The sequence below is a fragment of the Ruegeria sp. K7 genome, from assembly GCF_056531785.1.
On record NZ_JBQFMJ010000001.1, the window covers coordinates 629,619 to 653,127 of the forward strand.

Sequence of the window (23,509 nt, forward strand, 5' to 3'; positions counted from 1 at the left end):
GTCAGAACTTCATGAACCGGCGCATCTGCCGGGTCATGCGCTGAGCCTGTTTCATGCCCTGCGCCTGCCGATTGGCGCTTTCCTGCATGTGACGGTCGGCCTCCGGGTCGCGGGGCGCATCATTTGTCTGCCCGGGCTTGCGGGTCATCCGGTCGGCCATATCAAAGCTCATGTCCACGCCCCGCGTGACAAGCCGGCGCATGACCTGACGCACGATCATGTCGATGATCCGATTAGCATTCATTGCTTAACTCCGTTTTCTGCCCTTAACCTAGTCGATCCATGCGGCAACAAATGGGCGTCCTGCCTACTCGCCCTCGAACAGCTCGGTCTGCTCGTCGTCCGCCTCTTCTTCGCGCCCTTCACCCAGCGGGATCGTGCCCGGAGGGGGCCTGTTCTCGAGCAGACCGGCGGCGCGCAATTCCTTGAGGCCCGGCAGATCGCGGGCATTCTCAAGCCCGAAATGATCCAGAAACTCCGGTGTCACAACAAATGTCACCGGTCGACCCGGTGTCATGCGGCGACGGCCCAGCCTGATCCATTCCATTTCCAGCAACTGGTCGATGGTTCCGCGTGATACCGAAACGCCGCGAATTTCCTCGATCTCGGCTCGGGTACAGGGTTGGTGATAGGCCACAATGGCCAGCGTCTCAATCGCGGCACGGCTGAGTTTGCGGGTCTCGACCGTTTCCTTCTGCATCAGAAAACCCAGATCGGGGGCGGTACGGATCGCCCAGGCTTCGCCCACACGCACCACGCGCACGCCCCGCCCCTCATAACGTTTCTGCAACAATTCAACAGCTTGCGCGGCGTTGCTGCCATGAGGCATGCGCGCCTCAAGATCGGCGATCGTCACCGGCTCGGCACTGGCGAAAAGCACGGCCTCGACCATACGTTCCTGTTCCGCCAGGGGCGGCGCTTCGAACAGGGTGCCGGTGCCTTCGTCTTCGGGGGCGTCAGTCACGAGTGTCAGTCCTCTTGCGCAGATGGATCGGAGCAAAGGTTTCGCTCTGCTTGATCTCCATGTGTCCTTCTTTCACCAGTTCCAGCGAGGCTGCAAACGTTGCCGCCGTGGCAGAGCGCCGCCGCATCGGGTCGGCATTCCAGCCCTCGGGCAGATAGGTCTCCATATCTGTCCAGGTGCCAGCGAACCCGATCAGGGGACGCATCCGCTCAAGCGCCTGCTCCATGGTGAATACGGCGTCGCGGTCCATCACAAACGGGCGGAACTCGTCGCGGGTCCGGATACGCGCATAGCCCTGCATCAGGTCCAGCAGCGTCGCTGAGTACGTCACGGTGCGGATGCGGGTGACATCCTCGCCCTGCCCGCGTTTGAAAAAGTCGCGCCCAAGCTGGTCGCGCGCCATCAAACGCGCGGCCGCGTCGCGCATCGCCTGCAGTCGCTCCAACTGGAACGCCAGATGGGCGGCCAGTTCCTCGCCCGAGGGGCCTTCATCATCCGGGTCAGGGGGCAACAACAGACGGGACTTCAGAAACGCCAGCCAGGCGGCCATAACCAGATAATCGGCAGCCAGTTCGATCCGCAGTGCACGGGCTTTTTCGACAAAGGCCAGATATTGCTGCGCCAGCGCCAGAACCGAGATTTTGCGCAGATCGACCTTTTGCGTCCGTGACAAGGTCAGCAGCACATCCAACGGGCCCTCGAACCCGTCGACGTCAACAATCAGCGCCTCGGCTGCCAGCCGGTCCGCGACTGAGACCGGGTCTTCGCTGAAAAGGTTATCGTTCATACACCTGCCCGCCCATTAGGGCAGATAGTTCCGCCTCGGCCGCGGGGATGTCAAGTTCCCGAGGGGCTTTGCGCATCGCCAGCGCCCGTTCAGCGCGGGTTTGCGCCTGCCCGGTCATCTCTCCGGCAGCTTCAAGTACTCTGGCCCGCGCTTCGAAGCACCCGTTGCAGTGCAGAACCACGTCGCACCCTGCGGCAAGTGCCTGACCGGCAATGTCTTCGGGCGCGCCGCTGAGCGCCTTCATCGAGATATCGTCGGTCATGATCAGGCCATCAAAACCGATCTTGTCGCGGATCAACGCAATCATCGTCGGCGAAATCGTTGCCGGTTGTGGATCGATCCGGTCGTAGACCAGATGCGCGGTCATCCCCATTGGCAGGTCGTTAAGGGCGCGAAACGGTGCAAAGTCGGCCTGTGCCAACTCGTCCTGTTCCAGATCCACATGCGGCAGGTCATGGTGGCTGTCCAAAGTCGAGAGACCATGCCCCGGCATATGCTTGATAACCGGCAGGACACCACCATCCAGATGCCCCTGCGCCACGGCATTGCCAATTTTCGAAACCGATGCAGGATCAGTGCCGTAGCAGCGGTTCTTCAGAAACGGGTGCGTTTCGTCGCGGGCCAGGTCAACCATCGGGGCGCAATTGCTGTCGATCCCCAACTCGAACAACTCATTCGCAATCAGACGATAGCGTAGGTACATGGCGCGTTCGGCCTGATCGCCAGCGCGGCTGGCGTGGTCCAGTGGGGACATCCATTCCCTGGCCAAAGGCGAGCGCAAGCGCTGAACCCGGCCGCCTTCCTGATCGATTGTGATGGGGCAGTTGCGGCCCACCGCCTCGCGGAAATCATCGCACAGGGCACGGATCTGATCTGCGGTGTCGATGTTGCGGCCAAACAGAATAAACCCAAAAGGGTTCATCTGACGGAACAGGCTCTTTTCATCAGGCGTCAGACGCAGGCCTTCGGCATCGGTGATCGCGGCACCAAATGTCACCGTACTGCAACTGGGATGCAGTCAGCCCCCTGTGCCTGGAGCGCCGCGCAGAACTGACGCGAGTCGCTCAGATCGTCGAACCCCAGAACGCGCAGGCGATAGAACGTCCGGCCACCACTTGAGGTTTTCTGGATAACTCTTTGCTTTCCATCCATATATTCATCAAATCGCCCGCTCATCCGGCCCCATTCTGCCTGCGCGACTTCAACGCTTTCATAGGCCCCCAACTGGGCCATCCGGGTGCCCTTCGGCAGTGCATTCGGATCAACATCCAGCCCGACCGCCGCTTTGACGGCGGCATTGATTGCGGCCTCGGTCTGGCTGTCCGCAGGCACACCGCGATGCACCGCGCGCGCCGGTCGCACCACCGGACGCAGAGATCTGCGAACGCCGGGCAGAACCGCCAGTTCTGGATCCGGCAATTGTGCGGCCAGATCAGCCGGATCAATGGCGGGCTCGTCATCAAGCGTGGACAGCGAGGCCAATTGCACGCCTTCTTCTTCCACCTGATCGGGGCTGGCAGCTTCCTGGGCCAGCTCGGCAACCAGCGCGTCAACTGAGCCCTGCCGCAACCGCGCGGCCTCTTGATCCGAGATCGGCTCTTCGATGTGGTGAACGGCCTTTGTCGGCTTCAAGGTGCCCATCGGAGCATCCTCGTCCGCCAATGAAACCGGACGCGGTGCAAGGATCAGGCGATCAGCCGGCGCGGCGGCCGAGCCTTGCGCGGCGACTGCGTTCACGGCAAGCCCCTGGTGATCGGCGGGTGTTCCACCCGGGTTTTCCGGCTGGATACGCATCGGTCCTTCGACAGCGCGCACCACCGGGACCCCGCTGACATCGCGCATGATCAGTTTGTAACCCCAGACAGCGACACCGGCGACCAGCGCCAGAGAGGCGACCGCACCAAGCACATTGACGATCCGGCCCAGTCCAACCGCACTGTGCGGGGCATCATAATCCTGCATGTCGTCGGAAAAATCATAGCCATCTTCGGGATGCGCTTGATTCGTGTAATGCATGTGCCCGGGGCCTGTCTGCCCCGAGTAATCGTAACTCGTCATTTCCGCCTCACCGCCCGAATGCGCCTTAATACGTGGCGCGCGGGTCATTTCTTGTCTGCCTCGATCCGGCGGTTCGGGCGGTGTTGGTTACCGCATCTCCTGCGCCGGAGTGACGCCAAGAATACCCAAGCCCGCTGAAATCACAACAGAAACGGCCCGGGCCAAAGCGATTTTCGACTGGCTTGTGGCAACATCGCCATCCTGGATAAAGCGCAGTTGGGTTTCGTCATTGCCTTTGTTCCACAGCGCGTGGAAGTCGCCCGCAAGCTCGTACAGGTAGAATGCAACCCGGTGCGGCTCGTTGGTACGCGCGGCGATTTCCACCAGACGCGGCCATTCGGCCAGTTTTTTGGCGACCGTCAGTTCAGAGGCATGGTCGTTCTTGCCCAAATCCGCCCCGGCAAGGGTCGCGTCATCTGTGGCAATCCCCGCCTCGGCTGCGCGGCGCAGCACGCTCATGACGCGGGCATGGGCGTATTGCACGTAGAACACGGGGTTCTCGCGGCTCTGTTCCTGCACCTTGTCGAAATCGAAATCCAACGGCGCGTCGTTCTTGCGCGTCAGCATCACAAAGCGGGTCACGTCTGGCCCAACCTGATCGACCACATCGCGCAGAGTGACAAAGTTCCCTGCCCGTTTTGACATCTTGAACGGCTCGCCATTCTTCCACAGTTTCACCAACTGGGTCAGCTTGATATCCAGCGGCACCTTGCCATCGGACAGCGCCGATACAGCCGCCTTCATCCGTTTGACATAGCCACCGTGGTCCGCGCCGAACACATCGATCAGCGCGTCAAAGCCGCGGCTAACCTTGTCATAGTGATAGGCGATGTCCGGGGCGAAATAAGTCCAACTGCCGTCCGACTTCTTGACCGGACGGTCGACATCGTCGCCATGCTCGGTCGACTTGAACAGGGTCTGCTCGCGCGGTTCCCAATCCTCGGGCTTTTTGCCCTTCGGCGGCTCAAGTACGCCTTCGTAAATCAGGCCCTTGTCGGTCAGCGATTGCAGCGCCGCCTCGATCCGGCCCGTGCCGTAGAGCGACTTTTCGGAGAAGAACACGTCCATTTCGACGCCCAGCGCCTTCAGATCGGCCCGGATCAGATCCATCATCGCATCGGTGGCAAAGTCGCGCAGCTCTTCCAGCCATTCGCTTTCCGGCTTGTCGATCAGGCTGTCGCCGTATTTCTCTTTCAGCGCTTCACCGATCGGGATCAGGTAATCCCCGGGATACAGCCCTTCGGCGATCTCGGGACTCAGTCCGTTGGCTTCGCGATAGCGTTCATAGGCAGACCGCGCCAGCACATCGACCTGCGCGCCGCCGTCGTTGATGTAATATTCACGCGTCACATCGTGGCCCGAGTAGGCCAGCAGGCTTGCCAGAGCGTCACCGAATACCGCCCCCCGCGTATGGCCCACGTGCAGCGGACCGGTGGGGTTCGCGGACACGTATTCCACGTTCACTTTCTGCCCGTGACCCATGGTCGAACGGCCATAGTCTGTGCCCTTTTCCAGCACGGCAGCCAGAACACCCTGCCATACAGCGGGTGCCAGACGCAGGTTCAAAAAGCCCGGCCCGGCGACCTCGGCACTGGTGATCCGGTCATCCGCCGCCAGTTTCCCGGCCAGAACATCGGCAATGTCGCGCGGCTTCATCTTTGCTGGATTCGCCAGCACCATCGCCGCGTTGGTCGCCATGTCGCCATGCGCGGCGTCACGCGGCGGCTCGACGGCCACGTTGTCAAAGCTCAGCCCTTCGGGCAAAGCGCCTTCGGACTGCATCTGCGCCAGCGCGTCCAATACTAGGCCGCGGATCTCGGAAAACAGGTTCATTACGGATGTCCTTTTGCTTGCCCGGCGGTTTACCACGCAAAGCGGCAAGGTCAATGGAAGCGATCAGTTTAGGCTTGGTTTAGACGTGAACCGGGCTAATGTCGGCAAAAACCACCAACAGGAGTACCAATTATGCGTCTTGCCCTGCCCCTTGCCCTGCTGCTGACAACATCCCTGCCGGTTTGGGCGGATATACCTTCGCCCCAAGGCCACGTGTTGCTGACCCTGGGCGGTGCGATATCCCAGACAAACCTGCCCGCGCGCAGCGAAAATGACGGCGGATTGCTGGGATACCTCGAGGTCCAGCACGATGGCGGCGCAGGCTTTGATGCGGCAATGCTGGATGCGCTGGAACAGACCGAGATTTCAATCACCTATGGCCGCGAAGGAAACAAGCGAGAGATTGCCTTTTCCGGGCCACTTCTGTCGGACGTGATGAAGATGGCGGGTGCGGAAGGCAAAACAACAAGGCCCATGGCCATGGACGGCTATCAAGCCGAAATTGCGTGGGACAGCATCGCCGCCCACAAGCCCATTGTTGCAACCCACGCAGATGGCGCACCAATGGGGATCGGCGGATATGGCCCCACCATGATCGTATTCCCGCCCACCGATGACGCCGACCTAGCCCAGACACAATCCGGGCAACAGGTCTGGGCGCTGGCCTATATCGGGGTCGAGTAGTCAGTCCTTCGTAGCTGAAACACCGGTCAGCCTTGCGTGATCCTGCAAGGCGAACCGGTCCGTCATACCGGCGATATAGTCCGAGACTATGCGCGCCAACGCGGTTTCACCTTGGGCGGCTTCGATGTCCTCGTGCCAGCGCGCGGGCATCTGTTTCGGGTCGCTCAGGTAGATGGGGAAAAGTTCCTCAACAACTTTTCCGACCTCGGCCCGCACTTTCATGACGCTGGGCGCGCGATACATGCGCGAAAACAAGAAGGCTCGGATTTCCCGGAGCCGCGCCCACAAGTCGTCTGAGAACCGCACAACCGGATAGCCAAGGTTGCGAGTATCCTCGACCGATTGCGCGCCGGAAGCCGCAATCAGTTTGGTTGATGTGTCGATGACATCAGCGACCATAACACCAAAGACCCGCCGAAGCGCTTCATGCCGACGACGGTACGCGTCCAGACCCGGGTATTTTTGATCCACTTCCGAGTAGCAATCGCCGACGATAGGAAGTTGCAGGATCTCATCGTCCGAAAACAAACCTGCGCGCAAGCCATCCAGCAGGTCGTGGTTGTTATAGGCAATGTCATCCGACAGCGCAGCCACCTGAGCCTCGGCACTTGCATGGGTGTGCAGTTCAAGGTCGAAACCCTGATTGCATTCCGCCAGTGCCCACGGCAGGTCACCGACAACCGGGCCGTTGTGCTTTGCGATGCCTTCCAGACATTCCCAGGTCAGGTTGCAACCATCAAACTCGGCATAATGGCGCTCCAGCCTCGTGACGATCCGAATGGCTTGGGCGTTATGATCAAAGCCGCCATAGGGTTTCATCAAAGCGTGCAATGCGTCCTCGCCGGTGTGCCCGAAAGGTGTATGCCCCAGATCATGAGCCAGCGCGACGGCCTCGGTCAGTTCGGGGTTCAGCCGCAACGCGCCAGCAATCGTGCGCGCGACCTGAGCGACTTCGATGGAATGGGTCAGGCGCGTGCGATAGCTGTCACCCTCATGCTCGACAAACACCTGCGTCTTGTGCTTGAGGCGTCGAAACGCGCTGGCATGAATGATCCTGTCCCGGTCGCGCTGAAAGCATGACCGGAAACTGCTTTCCTCCTCGGGAACTAGCCGCCCCCTTGCGCGGCCCGGATCCGAGGCAAAACACGCTCGCTCCAATAGTCTTGTCCTTGTCGCCTGTCCTTGCAATTTCTATATTGTAAGGTAATGCGGAAATAAACCTTTGGAGCCCGGCATGAATCTGCCTCCGACAGTTACAGAACGCGCTTTTGATCGACTGGCTGAAATCGGCGCGGCAGATCAGGGTCAGGCCCTGCGCGTTGCAGTGGAAGGCGGCGGATGTTCCGGTTTTCAATACGAAATCGCGCTGGATGTCCCGAAAGAGGATGACCTTGTTCTGGAAGGAAAAGGCCAGAAGGTCATTGTGGACTCGGTCTCGTTGCCGTTTCTTGAAAATGCGGTGATCGATTTCTCGCAGGAACTGATCGGGGCGCGGTTTGTGATTGATAATCCCAATGCCACGTCCTCCTGTGGCTGCGGCACATCTTTCTCAATGTAGCGACTCAAATGGGGGCTCTACCCCACCCCGGGAAAGACCCGACTCCCCCAAGGCGTTTACAGACAAAAGAAGCATGGTCCCTGCTCTGCTTCTGTCTTAAGAACCTCGAACGGCGAGGCCGAGCCTCGCAAATCCGCCCATGATCTTGCCGCAGGGCCTTTTCTGGGCGATAGGTTGCCCAAAGCCACGGAGGACCGCGCATGAAAATCGCCACATTCAACATCAATGGCATCAAGGCGCGGGCCGAAGCGCTGCCCCGGTGGCTGGACGATGCGCAACCGGATGTGGTGCTTCTTCAGGAAATCAAATCGGTAGACGAGAATTTCCCACGGGAAATGTTCGAAGAGCGGGGATACAACGTCGAGACCCACGGCCAGAAAAGTTTCAATGGCGTGGCCATCCTGTCCAAGTTGCCGCTAGAGGACGTGACCCGCGGATTGCCGGGCGATGATGCGGATGAACAGGCACGCTGGGTCGAGGCGACTGTCGTCGGCAAAAAGGCTCTGCGCATTTGCGGTTTGTATCTGCCGAACGGAAATCCCGTTCCGGGACCGAAATACGATTACAAACTGGCGTGGATGGACCGGCTTTATGAGCGGGCCAAAGATCTGTTGGCCAGTGAAGAGCCCGCCTTGATGGCCGGTGACTACAACATCATCCCTCAGGCCGAAGATGCCAAACGTCCGGACGCCTGGCGCGAGGACGCCCTGTTTCGTCCGGAAAGCCGTGCAGCGTTTCGCAAGATCCTGAACCTTGGGTTTACCGAGGCGTTTCGGGCACGCACGCAGGGGCCGGGCCACTATTCATTCTGGGACTATCAGGCCGGGGCCTGGAACAAGAATGACGGTATTCGCATTGACCATTTTCTGCTGACCCCTCAGGCGGCCGACCTGATGCGCGATTGCCGGATCGATGCCGAGGTTCGCGGACAGGAAAAACCATCCGACCACGTTCCGGTCTGGGTCGATTTCGATCTGTAAATCGTCACGCCGTGGCGTCGTAACTGTAGATCCACTCATACCGCCGCCCCAGTCGCGGCCCCATTGCGGTCAGTGCCATCTGTGCTGCTACGCGCATCGGCCCGCGCAGATGAAAGTTGCGCGCATTGGCAGTTGCCGTTTCGACTACCTGTCTGGCGCGCGCAGCGCGCGCGGTTTCATAATTGCCAAGCGCATCCGCCAGACTGTCGGCCTGAAACGAACGCGCCAGTATCAGTGCATCTTCCAGTGCGAGACAGGCGCCCTGCGCCATAAACGGAAGCGTCGGATGGGCGGCATCCCCCAGCAAGGCAATGCGTCCATTCTGCCATTTCCGTGCAACCGGCCGAAGGTGAAGCGCCCAGACAAAAGTCTCTTGCACTTCGCCCAGAATCTCACGCACTTTTCCGCCAAAATCCGAGAACCGTTGGCGCAATTCCTCCGGATCACCCGCAAGGCGCCAGTCTTCCTGTTGCCAGTCTGATCGTTCCTCGATCGCGACAATGTTCATAAGGCTCTGATCCCGCAGGGGATAAGTCACGACATGCTGCCCCGGCCCCATCGTCAAATGCGCCTTGGGTGCGCTCAGCTCGACACTCCAGGGGATTGTCGCGCGCCAGGCAATCTGATGGGAAAAACCCGGTATCTCTTCGCCGTTCAGATAGGGACGAATGGCGCTGCGGCCGCCATCTGCCGCGATCAGACAATCGACCGTCAGCAGATCACCGTTTGCCATCCGGATCTCGACACTATCGTCGTCTTCCCGGATGTCCTGAACTTGGCTGTTCAAACGGATTTCCACGCCAGCCGCCTGGGCGGAGTTCAGCAGCAATTCAATCAGGTCCGCCCGGTGATAGTAATAAGTGGGACCTGCCGAAGGTTCCCGTATTCGGCTGATGAAGCGGCCGGTTTTGTAATCACGCAAAACCGTTCCATAGGACCGCTGGCCAGATTCGATGGCGCCACTCACCGCACCCAATGCTTTCAGCACCACCATGCCGTTGGCACTGATCTGCAACCCGGCCCCGACCTCGCTGATGTCGCTGGCCTGTTCAAGGACCACCACATCAGCTCCGGTCTGACGCAATGCGGTGGCAGCGGCAAGGCCGCCGATTCCCGCACCCACAACCGCGATTTTCAAACCCTGAGTATTCATGAATCAGACTTACCGCACAAAAAACGCCGGAGCCAATGGCCCCGGCGTTTTTGAATTGCAATATTCCGGCGGTTAATCGTCGCGGTGGACTTTTTCACGGCGCTCGTGACGCTCTTGCGCCTCAAGCGTCATGGTCGCAATCGGACGCGCATCCAGTCGCTTAAGCGAGATCGGATCGCCCGTCATCTCGCAATACCCGTATTCGCCCTCGTCAATCCGGCGCAGCGCCGAGTCGATCTTAGCCACTAGCTTGCGCTGACGATCACGGGTACGCAGTTCCAGCGCGCGGTCTGTTTCCTCGCTTGCGCGGTCGGCGACATCCGGGATGTTACGCGTGTTGCCCTGCAACCCTTCGATGGTATCGCGGCTGCCTGCTAAAAGTTCATTCTTCCAATCGGTCAGCTTGCGTCGAAAATATTCAAGCTGGCGGTCGTTCATGAACGGTTCATCTTCGGCCGGTCGATAATCTTCCGGCAGAAAAACTTCCTGTTTCATTTGTGCTCCCTCGGTACGGCCAGAAACGTCGGTCGCGGTCGTTTCACCTGACATTTGGCACCCCCTCTGCGCAGCATTTATCCGACGGCGCAGGGAATGTCACTACACAAAACCCGGACTGCTGCGCCGTCATCATGTCAGTATCTAATAATGATACTTTGCAAGGGAAAACCTTGTTTTTCTGTGGAGTTTTCCGGGCCTTTTCCGGGCAGTTTGTTAACAGCGCAACTTTAGGATGAGGGCGAATCAATTCCCAGGCCTTCCCGGGCTGCAATTTTGCCTGCACGGACGCAGCGGCGCGGGTTGTCAAACCCGCCCGCCCTCTGTACCCCAAGGGGCGCAAATTCCGCCCATGACGGGCACGATACGACACGGGGGCCCAATGACCACACGTTTCCAAGGTACAGCCGAATATGTTGCCACAGACGACCTCAATATCGCCGTCAATGCCGCTGTGACCCTTGAACGCCCGTTGCTGGTCAAAGGTGAACCCGGTACTGGCAAGACCGAACTGGCCAAGCAGGTGGCCGGTGCGCTGGGTCTGAGAATGATCGAATGGAACATAAAGTCGACCACCCGCGCGCAACAGGGTCTGTATGAATACGATGCTGTCAGCCGCCTGCGCGACAGCCAGCTGGGCGAAGAGCGCGTGCACGACGTGTCGAACTACATCCGCAAGGGCAAGCTGTGGCAGGCATTCGAGACGGACGAAAAGGTCGTTCTGCTGATCGATGAGATCGACAAGGCCGATATCGAGTTTCCAAACGACCTGCTGCAGGAGCTCGACAAGATGGAGTTCCATGTCTACGAGACCGGAGAGACCATCCGCGCCAAAAACCGGCCGATCGTAATCATTACCTCGAACAACGAAAAAGAACTGCCCGACGCATTCCTGCGCCGCTGCTTCTTCCACTACATCCGCTTTCCGGATGAGGCCACGATGCGCCGGATCGTCGACGTGCACCACCCAGGCATCAAGGACGCGCTGCTGACCACGGCCCTGACCCAGTTCTACGAAATCCGCGAAACTCAGGGGTTGAAGAAAAAACCTTCGACCTCGGAAGTGCTGGACTGGCTCAAGCTGCTTCTGGCCGAGGATCTGACAGCCGAAGACCTGAAGCGTGATGGTGTCAACGCTCTGCCCAAGCTGCATGGCGCACTGCTTAAGAACGAGCAGGACGTGCATTTGTTCGAACGCCTTGCTTTCATGGCGCGCAGCAAGCGGTAATTCCGCCGATATGGCTGAACATCGGGTGATCGCGGGTTGCCTTGGGTCCGACCGGATGTCAGCATAACTCCGGCCAGCCCCGGCGCATCGCGCCCCGAGACCGACATGAATTGACAGGATCTGCAACAGATGCCCGACGCCCCAACAGTTCGCCCCTTGCGTAGCGAGGACAGGGATCAGTGGTCCGACATGTGGCGCGACTACCTGGCGTTCTACGAAACATCGGTTCCGGACGACGTCTATGACACGACCTTTTCCCGTCTTCTGGGAGATGACCCAAGTGATTTTTCCTGTTTCGTTGCCGAACTGGACGGGCAACTGATCGGGCTGACTCATTTCCTGTTTCACCGCCACGCCTGGAAGGTTGAACAGGTTTGCTATCTGCAGGATCTGTTCACACGCCCCGAAGCGCGCGGCACGGGTGTCGGGCGGGCACTAATCCAGGCGGTCTATGACGAGGCGGATCGCCAAGGTGCGCCGTCAGTCTACTGGTTGACCCAGGATTTCAATCATACTGCCCGAAAACTCTACGACCGCATTGGAAAGCAGACTCCGTTTATCAGGTATCAGCGTCCATGATGCGATGGGTTGCTCTTTGTCTGGCGGCCGCATCGGCGGGCTGTGCGTCTGTCAAAACGACGGAACCCCCGACCCGGGTGCAAGCGGTGGAAACCGTGCTGCCCCCGGCAAAGATGTTCACAAGATCTTATCCGATGCCGCCCGCGCGCTCGAACGGAAACATCGCTGCTGATTTTATGTCGCTGCATTTCGCACTGGAATCCGGCGCGGTTCTGCCCGTGTTCACGCGCTTTGAAGGTCCGGTCACTGTCCGGTTGACCGGCACTCCGACCGCCAGCATGCAACGCGATCTGACCAGGTTGCTGACCCGCCTGCAACGTGAAGCCGGGATCGACATCCGTCAGATCAGGGACGGTCAGGCCAACATTACCATCGAGGCGGTCGGTCAGAAACAAATCCACAGCATCTTGCCCAATGCCGCCTGTTTTGTGGTGCCAAACGCATCCAGTTTTGAAGAATACCGCCGCGACCGGCGTAAACGCAAAAGCAACTGGACCGAATTGCGCAAGCGCGAACGTCTGGGGATTTTCATCCCATACGACGTTAGCCCACAGGAAATGCGCGACTGCCTTCACGAGGAACTGGCGCAAGCGCTGGGGCCGCTGAATGACCTGTATCACCTGCCGGATTCGGTTTTCAACGACGACAATATCCACACCGTCCTGACCGGCTTTGACATGCTGATCCTGCGCACCGCCTACGCGCCCGAACTGCGCAACGGCATGACCCCTGAACAGGTCGCGGCCGCCCTGCCCGGAGTTCTGAGCCGCCTGAACCCACGCGGTGACAGATTGCCGAAGCAACCCGTTTCGGAAACGCCGCGCGAGTGGATTGTTGCGATACAGAAGGCGCTTGGGCCGGGTCAGGGCTCGTCCAGACAGGTCCGGGCGGCCGAGAACGCAGCGCGGATCGGAAAAGCGCGCGGCTGGACAGATCATCGCCGCGCTTACCCACACTATCTGTTGGGCCGCATGGCCCAGTTCGATGACCCGCTGGAAGCGAAACGTCAGTACGACATTGCCATGCAATATCTGATGCAGACCCCCGGCACCGAAGTTCATAGGGCGCATGTCACCACACAGACCGCTGCCTATTCGCTGGCGCAAGGCAGAGGGCCGGAGGTTCTGCCTCAACTGGACAACGCGATTGATGTCATGACAAAGGCCGAAAACGCCTCGATCCTGGCCACGCTGCTGCTGTTGAAATCCGAAGCTCTCAATCAGGCCGGTCGCCCGGAACAGGCACGCGCCGTCAGGCTGGACAGTCTTGGGTGGGCAAGATACGGCTTCGGCTCGGATCTGGTAATGCGTTCTGTGACTCAGGAAGTCGCCGCGACGAACGCCAACACTGAAAACAACGGATGACAGGCGAATGGTAGTGGTTCTGGGCATGGCGGTTCTGGGCGCAATTCTGGGGGCGCTGACCGCGCGAAAACGCAATGGGTCCGGGGCGGACATTGCACAATACGCCGCCGGATACGGCATCGCGTTCGCATTGGCAGGTTTGGTGATGTCCCTGATCCTGGTTCGTCTGGTAGCCTGATCCGATGTTTCTGCCCTTCTTCGAAAACCTTCGCAAAGCAGGCATTCCGGTGTCTCTGCGCGAGTATCTGACGTTTCTGGAAGGGATGAAAAAAGGGCTTGCCACCTATGATGTCGAGGCCTTCTATTACCTCGCCCGCGTGTCGATGGTGAAGGACGAACGCAACATCGACAAATTCGACCGGGCCTTTGCCGCCAGCTTCGAAGGACTGAACGAAATCGGTTTCGATCAGGTGCTGGAGGCGGTCGATATCCCCGCCGAATGGCTTGCCAAGATGGCTGAAAAGCACCTTAGTGACGAGGAAAAGGCCGAAATCGAGGCTCTGGGCGGGTTTGAAAAGCTGATGGAGACGCTGCGCGAGCGTCTGAAGGAGCAGCAAGGCCGCCACCAAGGCGGCAACAAGTGGATCGGCACCGCCGGAACCTCGCCGTTCGGCGCCTATGGCTACAACCCCGAAGGCGTACGGATCGGTCAGAAGGAAAGCCGCCATCAGCGCGCGGTCAAGGTCTGGGATAAGCGTGAATTCAAAAACTTAGACGACACAGTTGAACTAGGCACGCGCAACATCAAAGTGGCACTGAAACGCCTGCGTCGCTGGGCCCGTGAAGGGGCTGCCGAAGAACTGGATCTGGACGGAACCATCCGGGCCACGGCAGAACACGGCTATCTGGATGTCAAAACCCGGCCTGAACGTCACAACGCCGTAAAAGTGCTGCTGTTTCTGGACGTGGGCGGTTCGATGGACCCGCATATCAAGGTGGTCGAGGAGCTGTTCTCGGCCGCCCGGACCGAGTTCAAGCATCTTGAATACTACTATTTCCACAACTGCCTCTATGAAGGCGTCTGGCGCGACAATCGCCGCCGTTGGGATCAACAGACACCGACCCACGAAGTGCTGCGCACCTATGGTCCGGACTACAAGTGTATCTTTGTCGGCGACGCTTCGATGAGCCCTTACGAGATCGCCTATCCCGGTGGCGCGAACGAGCATTGGAACAAAGAGGCCGGTCAGGTCTGGCTGCAACGCGCGCGCGAGCAGTGGACATCGAACCTGTGGATCAATCCGGTCCCCGAGAAATACTGGGAATACACTCACTCGATCGGAATGATCCGGGAGATTTTCGAGGATCGCATGGTGCCGATGACACTGGCTGGACTGGAGCAAGGGATGCGCGAACTGACGCGGTAACGTCAGGGGAGCCGGGCGCAAGGCGCACCATGTTATGATGTACCATTCTCACCATGTCGGAGAGGTACACGAAAATGATCATTCGCATCTTTCAGGTTGTAGCACGCCCTGGCAAAGAGGAAGAGTTTGGCAGGTTTTTTCATGAAATCGCTATTCCGCTTATGAAAAGCACCAAGGGAATTGTAAATGTGCTTCCTGGTGCGCCGCGGAAAGAGACCCCCCAGAGAATTCAGTTTTGTCATGGTTTGGGAGAGTTTGGACGCCCTGAAAGCCTTTGTCGGGGAAGATTACGCCAGCCCGCATATCGACGCCGCCGAGGCTGAACTGGTCGAAAGCAGATTGATAAAGCACTACAATCTGGTCGAAACCTGAGTTCAAATGCCCAGATCAAAACAAGCGTTCAATCCGAGAATTCAGGTTGCCCTGACCGGCCTGCACGCCCATATCTGAACTATGCTTCGTCTGACCCCGATCCTGCTGGCCATAGCCTATGCCGTCGTGATGTATCGCATCTCGGTCTGGCGCACGCATCGGGAACTGGATGCCAAATCGACCGAGCTGGCAGACCCGGCACTGAAGCGGATGACCGACCGGCTGGCTGCCGCTTTGAATGTGGATCGGGTGCCGGTCTATATTTACGAGATTGATCCGGTTAACGGGCTGGCCTCGCCGGATGGCCGCATCTTCATCACACGCGGCTTTTACCGGAAATTCGCAAACGGAGAGGTTTCTGCCGAAGAAATGGCCAGTGTCATCGCTCATGAGCTGGGCCATGTTGCGCTTGGACATGCACGGCGGCGGATGATCGACTTTTCCGGGCAGAACGCTTTGCGCGCAGCGCTGATGATGCTGCTGAACCGGTTCATTCCCTTCATCGGTGCCTGGATTGCCAATATGCTGACGCATCTGCTGGCATCGCGACTGTCGCGTGGCGATGAGTATGAGGCGGATGAGTATGCCGCTGCGCTTCTGACCAAGGCAGGGATCGGAATTGGCCCGCAGAAATCACTGTTTCACAAGCTGGAAGGCCTGACCCAGCAGCGCGCCGGTGTTGTTCCGGCCTGGTTGATGAGCCATCCGAAGACGGATGAGCGGATTGCGGCGCTGGAAGTCCTTGAACAGCGTTGGGGATCAAACGGTTAGGGTCGGAACTTGGGGGCGCCGCCCCTTTCGCTCTCCGAGGGACTTTCAAACAGAAGTCGTATGCAGCGCTTTGCCCAGACGCGGCAGGCGGGCTTTTTTCATGAGCGCGCGCATGGTCCATTGATCGCCGGACAGACGGTTGGCTTCGGCCAGAACGCGCGCGGCGTTTTGGGCCATTCCGTTGGGGTCGGTAGTCCAGAAACCATGCAGAAATGTATCGGGGTCGACGCGGTCAAGTCCCTCTTCGGCCAGAAGGTTCCTGGGAAAATCCTTGGCGTTTACCGTGACAATAACATCAGCGGAACTGGCGATTGCTGTTGCCAGCACGTGGATGTCGGCGGCATCAGGCAGCCACAGTCGGTTTTCGATACCCGGAGCCGCTGACTTTGCTGCGCCCGGCCATTGCGTCTGTGTCAGAGCGATTTCGGCGCGGGCCTGCATTTCACCGTCAGGGCCCAGCTTGCGCGCGGCACGGGCCCATTCCTCGAGGATACGATCCGACCAGACAGGTGTGAAATGGCCCAGACGGGCCGCGCCCAGCAGCATCTCTCGCATCACCGTGGGGTAGATGACGCAGGTGTCCAGAACCGCCTTCACAGTCGGAAGAACACCGCTTTGAGGTAGCCGCTTTCGGCCAGTTGCGGCAGCTGCGGGTGGTCGGAACCGGCGAAACCTGTGTGGATCAGTTGCGCTTGCCGCCCGGCCCGCCCGATCCCGCGGGCGGATGCGTCCCTGAAGCGGCCCAGATCCGCCGCGTGAGAACAGGAGCACAAGCCCAGATACCCGCCGGGTTTGACCAGCGGGGCGGCCAGACGCGCAACACGTTCATAGGCCCGCAAACCGGCATCAAGCGCTTGTTTCGAAGGTGCAAATGCCGGGGGGTCGCAGACCACAACGTCAAAGCGGGCTCCTTCTTCGCCCAACTGGGTCAAAACATCGAACGCATCACCCTGCCGCGTGCTGAAGCGGTCGGAAAAGCCCGAGGCCGCGGCCCCCTTGGTCGCCAGGTCCAGCGCTGCCGCAGATCCATCCACGGATAGCGCACCAGCAGCGCCGCCCGCCAACATCGCCAGACCGAAGCCGCCCACATGGCTGAACACGTCCAGTACCTGAGCACCGGGATGCACCAGTCTGGCGGCAAAGGCGTGATTTGGGCGTTGATCGTAAAATAGGCCGGTTTTTTGACCGCCCGTCAGATCGGCCATGTAGGTCGCGCCATTCATCGGAACGGGCAACGGAGCATCCGGGACCGTACCGCGCAGGGTCATGTTCACATCATCCAGCCCTTCCAGCCCGCGCGTACGACCAGAGGCATTCTTGAGCACCGTGGAAACCCCGGTCACCTTGACCAGCGCATCGGTCAGCCTGTCCAGATGAGCTTCGGCCCAAGCGGCGTTGGGCTGGATCACGCAGGCGTCACCAAAACGATCGATGATGACAGCGGGGAATCCGTCAGCCTCGGCATGCACGAGGCGGTAATAGGGTGCGTCGTACAAACGCTCGCGCATCTCCAGCGCCCGTGTCAGGCGAGTTTCGAACCACGCTGCATCAAGCCGTGCGTTCAGATCGCGATCGAGAACGCGGCACATGATTTTTGAATCCGGGTTGACCGCCACTAGCGCTATCGGCGCCCGTTTGTCATCTTCCAGAACGGCAAGCGAACCAGCCGGGATTTTTCGCGTGCGGCGGTCGGTGACGATGTCATTGGCATAAACCCAGGGAAAACCATGGCGCAGACCGCGCGCATTGGCCTTGGGTTTCAGACGGATGGAAGGGCGATCTGTTTCAGCAGGCTGGGTCATGCCGCCCTCTTAGTGGCGAACGCGGGCCTGCGAAACCCCTTGTTTACCTGTCGCGCCCGCGCCAGCCGCCGCGCCGCTTCGGAGCCTGAGCGGTTTGAAGCCCCTCACGCAGTACCTTCGTCATAGGATGTTCAGCATTTTCAGTTGCATAAGCCGCGTGCAACTCGGTCAGGGCCTGCGTCTGATCACGATCCGCAGGCAAGCTGAGCGCCCAGTCCAGAAAGATACTGCGGCATTCGGGCAAAGTGATGCCGTCTATGCGATAGGCTTCGAGTATCAGACCCTTGTGATCGTTTGGATCAGAGTTTCGGCCCATCGTCTTCCCCTTGCATCACCATCCCGATCAGCCGGGCGGCCGTATCGTAGCTTTCCTGCAGCGCGTTCTGCAACTGGCTGACCTGGTCAAATCCGGTGGCCCGGCAAAGGAAGGCGGTGCCGCCTTCGCCGATCTGATCTGCCTCGATCACTTTGCCCGACAGCAGTCGCGCAGCGCATTGTACCGACCAGCATAGGTCGTAACAGTCCTTCAGGGATTGTGCCTGCGCGACATCCAGCAACCCGGCAGCGACCGCGCCATCCAGCCCGGAATGCACGTCGCGTTGGGGAATGCCGGCCAGCAACGCTCCGGTTTCGGCCATCAGTTCGATATCCATCATCCGCCCCGGGCCGTTCTTGGCATCCCAGATACCAGCCGGCGATTTTGCGGCGGCAAGCCGTTCCCGCATTTCGGCGACCTCCCGCAAGATCTTGTCCCGATCGCGCGGCTGCGCCATGAAATCTGCGCGGAAGGTTTCGATCGCATCGCCAAGGTCCGGGTCACCGCCCACGACGCGGGCACGGGTCAGCGCCAGATGTTCCCACACCCAGGCCTCATTTTTCTGGTAATTGGTAAAACTGGCCCAGCTTGTAGCCACCGGACCCTGATTGCCGGAGGGGCGCAGGCGCATGTCGACCTCGTAAAGCCGTCCTTGCGACATCGGTGCAGACAAGGCGGTGATCAGGGCCTGTGTAAATCGCGCAAAATACGGACGCGTGCCCAACGGACGCGGCCCGTCCGACATATCCTGATCCAGCGGATCATAGATGACAATCATGTCCAGATCGGATTGCGAGTTGATCTGCCCCGCCCCTAGCGAGCCCATGCCCAGAACCACGGCCCCGCGCCCCGGCGCCGGACCATGTTTGCGGGCAAACTGTTCGGCCACGCAGGGCAGGATTGCGGCGATCACGGCATGAGCCAGTTCGGCGTATTGCCGCCCGGCCTCTACACCGTCAATCAATCCGCGCAGGTGGTGTACACCGATGCGGAAATGCCATTCCTTGCACCAGCGCCGTGCCAGATCCAGCCGGGATTCATAATCGTCCTCACCAGACAACGCCTGCGTCAACTCAGCCTCAAGCGCGGCCTGCCCGGGCCAATCGGCAAAGAAACTGCCGCCAATAACGGCATCAAAAACCGAAGCGTTGCGCGACAGATGCGTGGCCAGTGCGTGCGAAGTACCGACAATATCGATCAGCAGGTCGATCAGTTGCGGGTTGGCTTCGAACAGGGAAAACAACTGAACCCCGGCGGGCAATCCGGCCAGAAACCCATCAAGCGCCTGCAACGCCTCGTCGGGCTGGGCTGTCTTGGCCAGACGCGAGAGCAATTCGGGCTTCAGGCGTTCGAATATCCGTGCGCCGCGCTGCGAGCGTAAAGCGGGGTAAGTCGGCCAGCGGGCTAAAACGTTCTTGTCAAATTCTACGCTTTCTACCGAGGTCGGCCGTTGGCCATGCCCCGGGGCGAAAAACCCTTCGGTCAGTTCATGTACTTCGGTCAGCCTGCGGGTCAGGTCCGATTGCAACGCGGCGCTGCTGATCCCCATCAGGCAGGCGACGCGTTCAATTCCGTCTTCGGATTTCGGAACCTTGTGGGTCTGGGCGTCGTGAATCATCTGGATGCGGTGCTCAACCTCGCGATGAGCACGGTAATGATCGCTGAGCTTTTCTGAAACGTCCTGCGGCACCCACCCCTTGTTCGCCAGCGCCGCCAACCCCGGAACCGTTGCGCGCAGCCGCAGATCCGGGTCGCGGCCACCCGCAATCAACTGGCGTGTCTGGGTGAAGAACTCGATTTCCCGAATGCCACCCTGCCCCAGTTTCATGTCATGGCCGGGAATGGTCAGCGTGCCGCCGGTCCCCTTGTTTTCCCGAATGCGCAAGCGCATGTCGTGGGCGTCCTGAATCGCTGCAAAGTCCAGATGGCGGCGCCAGACAAAAGGGCGCAGCGCGTCAAGAAACCTGTCCCCGGCGGAAATATCGCCCGCGCAGGGGCGCGCCTTGATATACGCGGCACGTTCCCACGTGCGGCCCAGGCTTTCATAATACCGTTCCGCCGCTTCCATCGCCATGCACACCGGTGTCACGGCCGGGTCGGGGCGCAGCCGCAGATCGGTGCGGAAGACATAGCCATCAGCGGTTTTCTCGCTCAGCGTGGCGCAGAAATTGCGGGTCGCGCGCACCATGCTTTGCCGCGCGTCATAGAAATCATCCGGTTCGAAACGTGTCTCGTCGAACAAGACGATCAGATCGATGTCCGAACTGTAATTCAGTTCGTGCGCACCCATCTTGCCCATAGCCAGGATGACCATTCCCGCAGCGTTTACAACATCTTCCTCGGTCATTCCCGGCAGTTTACCGCGTCTGATCAGAGCCGCGATTTCCGCCTTGGCGGCGACATCCGCTGCCAGCGCACCAAAATCGGTCAGCGCTGCGGTCACTTTTTCCAGAGGCCAGGCCCCGGACAGATCAGCAAGCGCGGTCAGCAAGGCCACGCGCCGCTTGGCCTGCCGCAGCCCCGGTTTCAACTGATCCGGCGGCAAAGCACGGGCGGTATCCATCACATCTGCCAGCGCCTGATCAGGGTGGTGCAATGCGCCCGACAGCCATTCGGCCTCTCGTTCAACAAGGCTTTTCAGATAAGGACTGGAACCGGCTGTTCCGGCGATCAGATCACCTTGTTCGCTGGTCAGATCGGGCACCAACGCCCGCGTCTCGGCCCCCAAAACGGGATCATAGGCAAGCGGTGCGCGAATAATGGCAAGTGCATCTGTCATGCGCGCAGGTTGCGCATCACCGTTGAGCAACGTCAATGAGACAATCCGGTCACTCTCCGGTCAAAGGCGTGTCCTGACTGAAACTGTTCACCCAAACGCCGTGCCGCCTTTCCCAAAGAGATGAAATCAACATCGCCTCTTTCATCTTCGAATTCGGGCGCGTGTAGTCAGCGCGATAACTCAGCAATACGATGTCCTCCGTCAAAACCCGGAGCCTCGCATCGCCGAGTTCAAAACTGGCCATCGTCGGCGCATCCGCGAACTGCCCGACATGAGCGTCACGGTTCGCAAAGCCCGTTGGGTATACGCCTAAGAAATCCGGGCTCAGCAAGGCCCGGTCAGCCGTCGCGTCCCCCTCGACCAGCGCCGTCCAGACCTGGCGTTCAAGCGAAAGGATTTCTTCCAATGTCGGGGCGGATTTGTATTCGCGGTCATCCATAGCCGGAACCTGCGCGCGTGACGCCCCTGCGTCAACCGCAGTTGAGGAAATTGCCAAAATGTAAATCTTTTTCACATTACCCCTTGCAACCCGGTTTTACCGCTCCCATCTTGGTGATGTGAAGACGATTTACATCAACCCCGGAGACCTGAAATGACCGCATTGTCCGACCACGCCACTCCCCAAAACCCGGGATGGCTGCACCGTTCCGAGGCCTGGCTTGACGACAAAGGCAAAGGCGCCTGGATCGCCGTCATGGTGCTTGGTTTCATCATTTTCTGGCCGATTGGCCTGGCCCTTCTGGCCTACATGATCTGGAGCAAACGTATGTTCAGCAAATCCTGCAGCCGCCGCAAAACCTGGCACAGCCACATGAGCGCCATGAAACCTTCGGGCAACAGCGCATTTGACGCCTACAAGGCCGACACGCTGGCCCGACTGGAGCGTGAACAGGCAGATTTCGAAGCATTTCTGCATCGCCTGCGCGAAGCCAAGGACAAGGCCGAATTCGACCAGTTCATGGATGAACGCGCCCGCGAAAACCATGATGAGCCGGAAAACGGCGAGCGCGCCTGATCCAGCCTTGCCCTGTCCCGTCATTCGGGACAGGGTACACCTGCATAACCTCCCGGAATTCCTTTGATGACCCACCTGCCCGATCCCGACCGCCAGCCTGAATTCTATCAGTCCGTGGCGACCAAACGCTTTGTCGCATGGCTTTTCGACATCGCCTTCATCTCGCTTCTTTGCATCGTCCCGGTCTTCCTGACATTTGGAATGGGCGTTTTCTTCCTGCCCCTGACCTACGGGATCATCAGCTTTGTGTACCGGGTTGTCACCATCTCTAACGGATCCGCGACGCTGGGAATGCGCTTCATGAACATTGAATTGCGCGATGCCTTCGGTGCACGGATGGATACCGGCAAAGCACTGGCCCATACCGCCGGCTATTTTGTCAGCATGGCATTCTTCGTGATCCAGATCATCTCTGTCATCATGATGCTGACCAGTTCCCGCTGCCAGGGGCTGACCGACGCGTTCCTTGGAACCGTCATGATCAACCAGCGGGCATAAAAGAACCGACGCCTTGAATCACTTGGCGGCTCGTGGAAGCGTTGCTATCATCGCGTTGCGGGATACACGGGACTTTCATGCGACACACGCTGCCAATAGCGCCACAATTCTATGTGACGGCACCACAGCCCTGTCCTTATCTTGAGGGCAGGATGGAGCGTAAATTGTTCACCGCCCTTCAGGGTGATGGCGCCGATCAGTTGAATAACTCGTTGTCCCAACAGGGTTTTCGCCGATCTCAAAATGTACTCTACCGCCCGTCCTGCACGGACTGCGCCGCCTGCCTGTCCGCCCGGATCGACGTGTCGACCTTTCAACCCAACAAAAGCCAGAGGCGCGCCGCAAAACGCAATGAGGGTCTGGAGCGCCGCGCCAACTCCCCTTGGGCGACGGACGAACAGTACGAGCTGTTTCGCCGCTATCTCGATACCCGCCACGCCGATGGCGGTATGGCGGACATGGACGTTTTCGAGTTCGCCGCGATGATTGAGGAAACGCCGATCCGCAGTCGAGTGGTTGAATATGCTGACCCCAAAACCGGCGATCTGATCGCTGTCAGCCTGACAGATGTGCTCGATGACGGGCTCAGCATGGTCTATTCCTTTTACGACCCCGCCCAACCGTCCAATTCGCTTGGCACCTACATGATCCTCGATCATATCGATATCGCGCGCGAGGCTGGCCTGCCTTACGTGTACCTGGGTTACTGGGTTCCGGGCAGTCCCAAAATGGGATACAAGGCCCGGTTCTCGGGTCTGGAAGCGTATATTCAAAACGAATGGAAACCTATCCGGGATCCTGATGGCCTGCCTGACGCGCAGCATCATCCATTGTCTACAGCTCCGATTGCGGAACAAGTCGCCAATATTCAGCTGCCTGACCGCCACCCGACTAAAGGCTGAACAG

General features: G+C 59.4%; 26 protein-coding genes and 1 pseudogene. 13 read left to right on the plus strand and 14 right to left on the minus strand.

The genetic code is table 11. The features are described 5' to 3' along the window. Position 1: 1 nt before the first annotated feature. From ACR0FE_RS03125 to argS, 6 genes are all read right to left on the minus strand, one after another. Positions 2-244, minus strand: coding sequence for a hypothetical protein (locus ACR0FE_RS03125; protein ID WP_170610500.1), 243 nt, complete (start codon positions 242-244; stop codon positions 2-4). A gap of 63 nt (positions 245-307) precedes the next feature. Beyond that, positions 308-964 (minus strand): SMC-Scp complex subunit ScpB, encoded by a 657-nt coding sequence (gene scpB, locus ACR0FE_RS03130; protein ID WP_170610498.1) that lies wholly within the window; start codon positions 962-964, stop codon positions 308-310. Beyond that, on the minus strand, positions 957-1,751 hold the full coding sequence (locus ACR0FE_RS03135; RefSeq protein ID WP_170677493.1) for a segregation and condensation protein A: 795 nt from the start codon (positions 1,749-1,751) through the stop codon (positions 957-959). Before ACR0FE_RS03135 ends, scpB begins: the two co-directional genes overlap by 8 nt. Then, on the minus strand, positions 1,741-2,748 hold the full coding sequence (nagZ, locus tag ACR0FE_RS03140; protein ID WP_480910953.1) for a beta-N-acetylhexosaminidase: 1,008 nt from the start codon (positions 2,746-2,748) through the stop codon (positions 1,741-1,743). The genes ACR0FE_RS03135 and nagZ overlap by 11 nt, the downstream gene beginning before the upstream one ends. Further along, positions 2,745-3,857 carry an SPOR domain-containing protein gene (locus tag ACR0FE_RS03145; protein ID WP_480910956.1) on the minus strand — a complete coding sequence of 371 codons (1,113 nt, stop codon included), beginning with the start codon at positions 3,855-3,857 and terminating at the stop codon, positions 2,745-2,747. The genes nagZ and ACR0FE_RS03145 overlap by 4 nt, the downstream gene beginning before the upstream one ends. Before the next feature lie 39 nt (positions 3,858-3,896). Then, entirely contained in the window at positions 3,897-5,642 is a 1,746-nt protein-coding gene (argS, locus tag ACR0FE_RS03150) for an arginine--tRNA ligase (protein WP_480910958.1), read from the minus strand. A gap of 132 nt (positions 5,643-5,774) precedes the next feature. On the opposite strand from argS, the gene ACR0FE_RS03155 reads away from it, so the two are divergent. Next, a complete protein-coding gene (locus ACR0FE_RS03155; RefSeq protein ID WP_480910961.1) occupies positions 5,775-6,326 on the plus strand; it encodes a putative pterin-binding protein in 552 nt (183 codons plus the stop codon). On the opposite strand, the gene ACR0FE_RS03160 is transcribed toward ACR0FE_RS03155, so the two are convergent. Further along, the gene (locus ACR0FE_RS03160) at positions 6,327-7,484 is read right to left on the minus strand and encodes a deoxyguanosinetriphosphate triphosphohydrolase (RefSeq protein ID WP_480910963.1); all 1,158 of its coding nucleotides are present in this window, start codon (positions 7,482-7,484) and stop codon (positions 6,327-6,329) included. A gap of 76 nt (positions 7,485-7,560) precedes the next feature. Between ACR0FE_RS03160 and ACR0FE_RS03165 the strand changes: the two genes are divergently transcribed. Beyond that, positions 7,561-7,884: a HesB/IscA family protein gene (locus ACR0FE_RS03165; protein WP_480910966.1), complete on the plus strand. Its 324-nt coding sequence runs from the start codon at positions 7,561-7,563 to the stop codon at positions 7,882-7,884. Positions 7,885-8,084: 200 nt separating this feature from the next. Then, positions 8,085-8,864: an exodeoxyribonuclease III gene (gene xth, locus ACR0FE_RS03170; protein ID WP_480910969.1), complete on the plus strand. Its 780-nt coding sequence runs from the start codon at positions 8,085-8,087 to the stop codon at positions 8,862-8,864. Positions 8,865-8,868: 4 nt separating this feature from the next. Here the strand turns inward: xth and ACR0FE_RS03175 are convergent, their stop codons facing one another. Together ACR0FE_RS03175 and dksA are read right to left on the minus strand one after the other, a co-directional pair. Then, on the minus strand, positions 8,869-10,017 hold the full coding sequence (locus ACR0FE_RS03175) for an FAD-dependent monooxygenase (RefSeq protein ID WP_480910972.1): 1,149 nt from the start codon (positions 10,015-10,017) through the stop codon (positions 8,869-8,871). 72 nt (positions 10,018-10,089) lie between these two features. Continuing rightward, positions 10,090-10,512, minus strand: coding sequence for an RNA polymerase-binding protein DksA (gene dksA, locus ACR0FE_RS03180; RefSeq protein ID WP_170610471.1), 423 nt, complete (start codon positions 10,510-10,512; stop codon positions 10,090-10,092). A gap of 382 nt (positions 10,513-10,894) precedes the next feature. Here dksA and ACR0FE_RS03185 point away from each other — a divergent pair, with 382 nt between their 5' ends. The 7 genes and pseudogenes from ACR0FE_RS03185 to ACR0FE_RS03215 all read left to right on the plus strand — a co-directional run bounded on the left by ACR0FE_RS03185 (position 10,895) and on the right by ACR0FE_RS03215 (position 16,193). Next, positions 10,895-11,740, plus strand: coding sequence for an AAA family ATPase (locus ACR0FE_RS03185; protein WP_170610468.1), 846 nt, complete (start codon positions 10,895-10,897; stop codon positions 11,738-11,740). A 129-nt stretch (positions 11,741-11,869) separates the two neighbouring features. After that, on the plus strand, positions 11,870-12,319 hold the full coding sequence (locus tag ACR0FE_RS03190; protein ID WP_480910976.1) for an N-acetyltransferase family protein: 450 nt from the start codon (positions 11,870-11,872) through the stop codon (positions 12,317-12,319). After that, positions 12,316-13,683, plus strand: a complete 1,368-nt coding sequence (locus tag ACR0FE_RS03195) for a DUF2927 domain-containing protein (protein ID WP_480910979.1) — start codon at positions 12,316-12,318, stop codon at positions 13,681-13,683. The genes ACR0FE_RS03190 and ACR0FE_RS03195 overlap by 4 nt, the downstream gene beginning before the upstream one ends. A gap of 7 nt (positions 13,684-13,690) precedes the next feature. Further along, on the plus strand, positions 13,691-13,861 hold the full coding sequence (locus ACR0FE_RS03200; RefSeq protein ID WP_170610462.1) for a hypothetical protein: 171 nt from the start codon (positions 13,691-13,693) through the stop codon (positions 13,859-13,861). 4 nt (positions 13,862-13,865) lie between these two features. Further along, entirely contained in the window at positions 13,866-15,050 is a 1,185-nt protein-coding gene (locus tag ACR0FE_RS03205) for a vWA domain-containing protein (RefSeq protein WP_480910982.1), read from the plus strand. 74 nt (positions 15,051-15,124) lie between these two features. Beyond that, a pseudogene (locus tag ACR0FE_RS03210) lies at positions 15,125-15,422 on the plus strand (antibiotic biosynthesis monooxygenase family protein). A gap of 81 nt (positions 15,423-15,503) precedes the next feature. Continuing rightward, entirely contained in the window at positions 15,504-16,193 is a 690-nt protein-coding gene (locus ACR0FE_RS03215; protein WP_170805531.1) for a M48 family metallopeptidase, read from the plus strand. Between the two features lie 45 nt (positions 16,194-16,238). Here the strand turns inward: ACR0FE_RS03215 and ACR0FE_RS03220 are convergent, their stop codons facing one another. Genes ACR0FE_RS03220 through ACR0FE_RS03240 form a run of 5 tightly spaced genes read right to left on the minus strand, consistent with a single transcriptional unit; the run spans position 16,239 to position 21,529 of the window. Further along, positions 16,239-16,790, minus strand: a complete 552-nt coding sequence (locus tag ACR0FE_RS03220; RefSeq protein WP_480910984.1) for an RSP_2648 family PIN domain-containing protein — start codon at positions 16,788-16,790, stop codon at positions 16,239-16,241. Continuing rightward, positions 16,787-17,995 (minus strand): RSP_2647 family RNA methyltransferase, encoded by a 1,209-nt coding sequence (locus ACR0FE_RS03225; RefSeq protein WP_480910986.1) that lies wholly within the window; start codon positions 17,993-17,995, stop codon positions 16,787-16,789. The genes ACR0FE_RS03220 and ACR0FE_RS03225 overlap by 4 nt, the downstream gene beginning before the upstream one ends. A 43-nt stretch (positions 17,996-18,038) precedes the next feature. Next, entirely contained in the window at positions 18,039-18,311 is a 273-nt protein-coding gene (locus tag ACR0FE_RS03230) for a hypothetical protein (RefSeq protein ID WP_170610450.1), read from the minus strand. Beyond that, positions 18,295-21,090: a [protein-PII] uridylyltransferase family protein gene (locus tag ACR0FE_RS03235; RefSeq protein ID WP_480910990.1), complete on the minus strand. Its 2,796-nt coding sequence runs from the start codon at positions 21,088-21,090 to the stop codon at positions 18,295-18,297. The genes ACR0FE_RS03230 and ACR0FE_RS03235 overlap by 17 nt, the downstream gene beginning before the upstream one ends. Positions 21,091-21,139: 49 nt before the next feature. Next, positions 21,140-21,529: a nuclear transport factor 2 family protein gene (locus ACR0FE_RS03240; protein WP_170610947.1), complete on the minus strand. Its 390-nt coding sequence runs from the start codon at positions 21,527-21,529 to the stop codon at positions 21,140-21,142. A gap of 153 nt (positions 21,530-21,682) precedes the next feature. Here ACR0FE_RS03240 and ACR0FE_RS03245 point away from each other — a divergent pair, with 153 nt between their 5' ends. The 3 genes from ACR0FE_RS03245 to ACR0FE_RS03255 all read left to right on the plus strand — a co-directional run bounded on the left by ACR0FE_RS03245 (position 21,683) and on the right by ACR0FE_RS03255 (position 23,505). Then, positions 21,683-22,105: a DUF2852 domain-containing protein gene (locus tag ACR0FE_RS03245; protein WP_170619150.1), complete on the plus strand. Its 423-nt coding sequence runs from the start codon at positions 21,683-21,685 to the stop codon at positions 22,103-22,105. A gap of 66 nt (positions 22,106-22,171) precedes the next feature. Further along, positions 22,172-22,603 carry an RDD family protein gene (locus tag ACR0FE_RS03250; protein WP_480910994.1) on the plus strand — a complete coding sequence of 144 codons (432 nt, stop codon included), beginning with the start codon at positions 22,172-22,174 and terminating at the stop codon, positions 22,601-22,603. 77 nt (positions 22,604-22,680) lie between these two features. Continuing rightward, positions 22,681-23,505, plus strand: coding sequence for an arginyltransferase (locus tag ACR0FE_RS03255; protein ID WP_480490123.1), 825 nt, complete (start codon positions 22,681-22,683; stop codon positions 23,503-23,505). The last annotated feature ends 4 nt before the right edge of the window (positions 23,506-23,509 follow it).

Coding starts and splice junctions, on each gene's coding strand:
- ACR0FE_RS03250 (WP_480910994.1), top strand. CDS start 22,172: ATGACCCACCTGCCCGATCCCGACCGCCAGCCTGAATTCTATCAGTCC.
- ACR0FE_RS03195 (WP_480910979.1), top strand. CDS start 12,316: ATGATGCGATGGGTTGCTCTTTGTCTGGCGGCCGCATCGGCGGGCTGT.
- ACR0FE_RS03175 (WP_480910972.1), bottom strand. CDS start 10,017: ATGAATACTCAGGGTTTGAAAATCGCGGTTGTGGGTGCGGGAATCGGC.
- ACR0FE_RS03240 (WP_170610947.1), bottom strand. CDS start 21,529: ATGGATGACCGCGAATACAAATCCGCCCCGACATTGGAAGAAATCCTT.
- ACR0FE_RS03155 (WP_480910961.1), top strand. CDS start 5,775: ATGCGTCTTGCCCTGCCCCTTGCCCTGCTGCTGACAACATCCCTGCCG.
- ACR0FE_RS03200 (WP_170610462.1), top strand. CDS start 13,691: ATGGTAGTGGTTCTGGGCATGGCGGTTCTGGGCGCAATTCTGGGGGCG.
- ACR0FE_RS03230 (WP_170610450.1), bottom strand. CDS start 18,311: ATGGGCCGAAACTCTGATCCAAACGATCACAAGGGTCTGATACTCGAA.
- dksA (WP_170610471.1), bottom strand. CDS start 10,512: ATGAAACAGGAAGTTTTTCTGCCGGAAGATTATCGACCGGCCGAAGAT.
- argS (WP_480910958.1), bottom strand. CDS start 5,642: ATGAACCTGTTTTCCGAGATCCGCGGCCTAGTATTGGACGCGCTGGCG.
- ACR0FE_RS03245 (WP_170619150.1), top strand. CDS start 21,683: ATGACCGCATTGTCCGACCACGCCACTCCCCAAAACCCGGGATGGCTG.
- ACR0FE_RS03255 (WP_480490123.1), top strand. CDS start 22,681: ATGCGACACACGCTGCCAATAGCGCCACAATTCTATGTGACGGCACCA.
- ACR0FE_RS03235 (WP_480910990.1), bottom strand. CDS start 21,090: ATGACAGATGCACTTGCCATTATTCGCGCACCGCTTGCCTATGATCCC.
- ACR0FE_RS03225 (WP_480910986.1), bottom strand. CDS start 17,995: ATGACCCAGCCTGCTGAAACAGATCGCCCTTCCATCCGTCTGAAACCC.
- ACR0FE_RS03205 (WP_480910982.1), top strand. CDS start 13,866: ATGTTTCTGCCCTTCTTCGAAAACCTTCGCAAAGCAGGCATTCCGGTG.
- ACR0FE_RS03215 (WP_170805531.1), top strand. CDS start 15,504: ATGCTTCGTCTGACCCCGATCCTGCTGGCCATAGCCTATGCCGTCGTG.
- ACR0FE_RS03135 (WP_170677493.1), bottom strand. CDS start 1,751: ATGAACGATAACCTTTTCAGCGAAGACCCGGTCTCAGTCGCGGACCGG.
- ACR0FE_RS03145 (WP_480910956.1), bottom strand. CDS start 3,857: ATGACCCGCGCGCCACGTATTAAGGCGCATTCGGGCGGTGAGGCGGAA.
- xth (WP_480910969.1), top strand. CDS start 8,085: ATGAAAATCGCCACATTCAACATCAATGGCATCAAGGCGCGGGCCGAA.
- ACR0FE_RS03165 (WP_480910966.1), top strand. CDS start 7,561: ATGAATCTGCCTCCGACAGTTACAGAACGCGCTTTTGATCGACTGGCT.
- ACR0FE_RS03190 (WP_480910976.1), top strand. CDS start 11,870: ATGCCCGACGCCCCAACAGTTCGCCCCTTGCGTAGCGAGGACAGGGAT.
- ACR0FE_RS03125 (WP_170610500.1), bottom strand. CDS start 244: ATGAATGCTAATCGGATCATCGACATGATCGTGCGTCAGGTCATGCGC.
- ACR0FE_RS03185 (WP_170610468.1), top strand. CDS start 10,895: ATGACCACACGTTTCCAAGGTACAGCCGAATATGTTGCCACAGACGAC.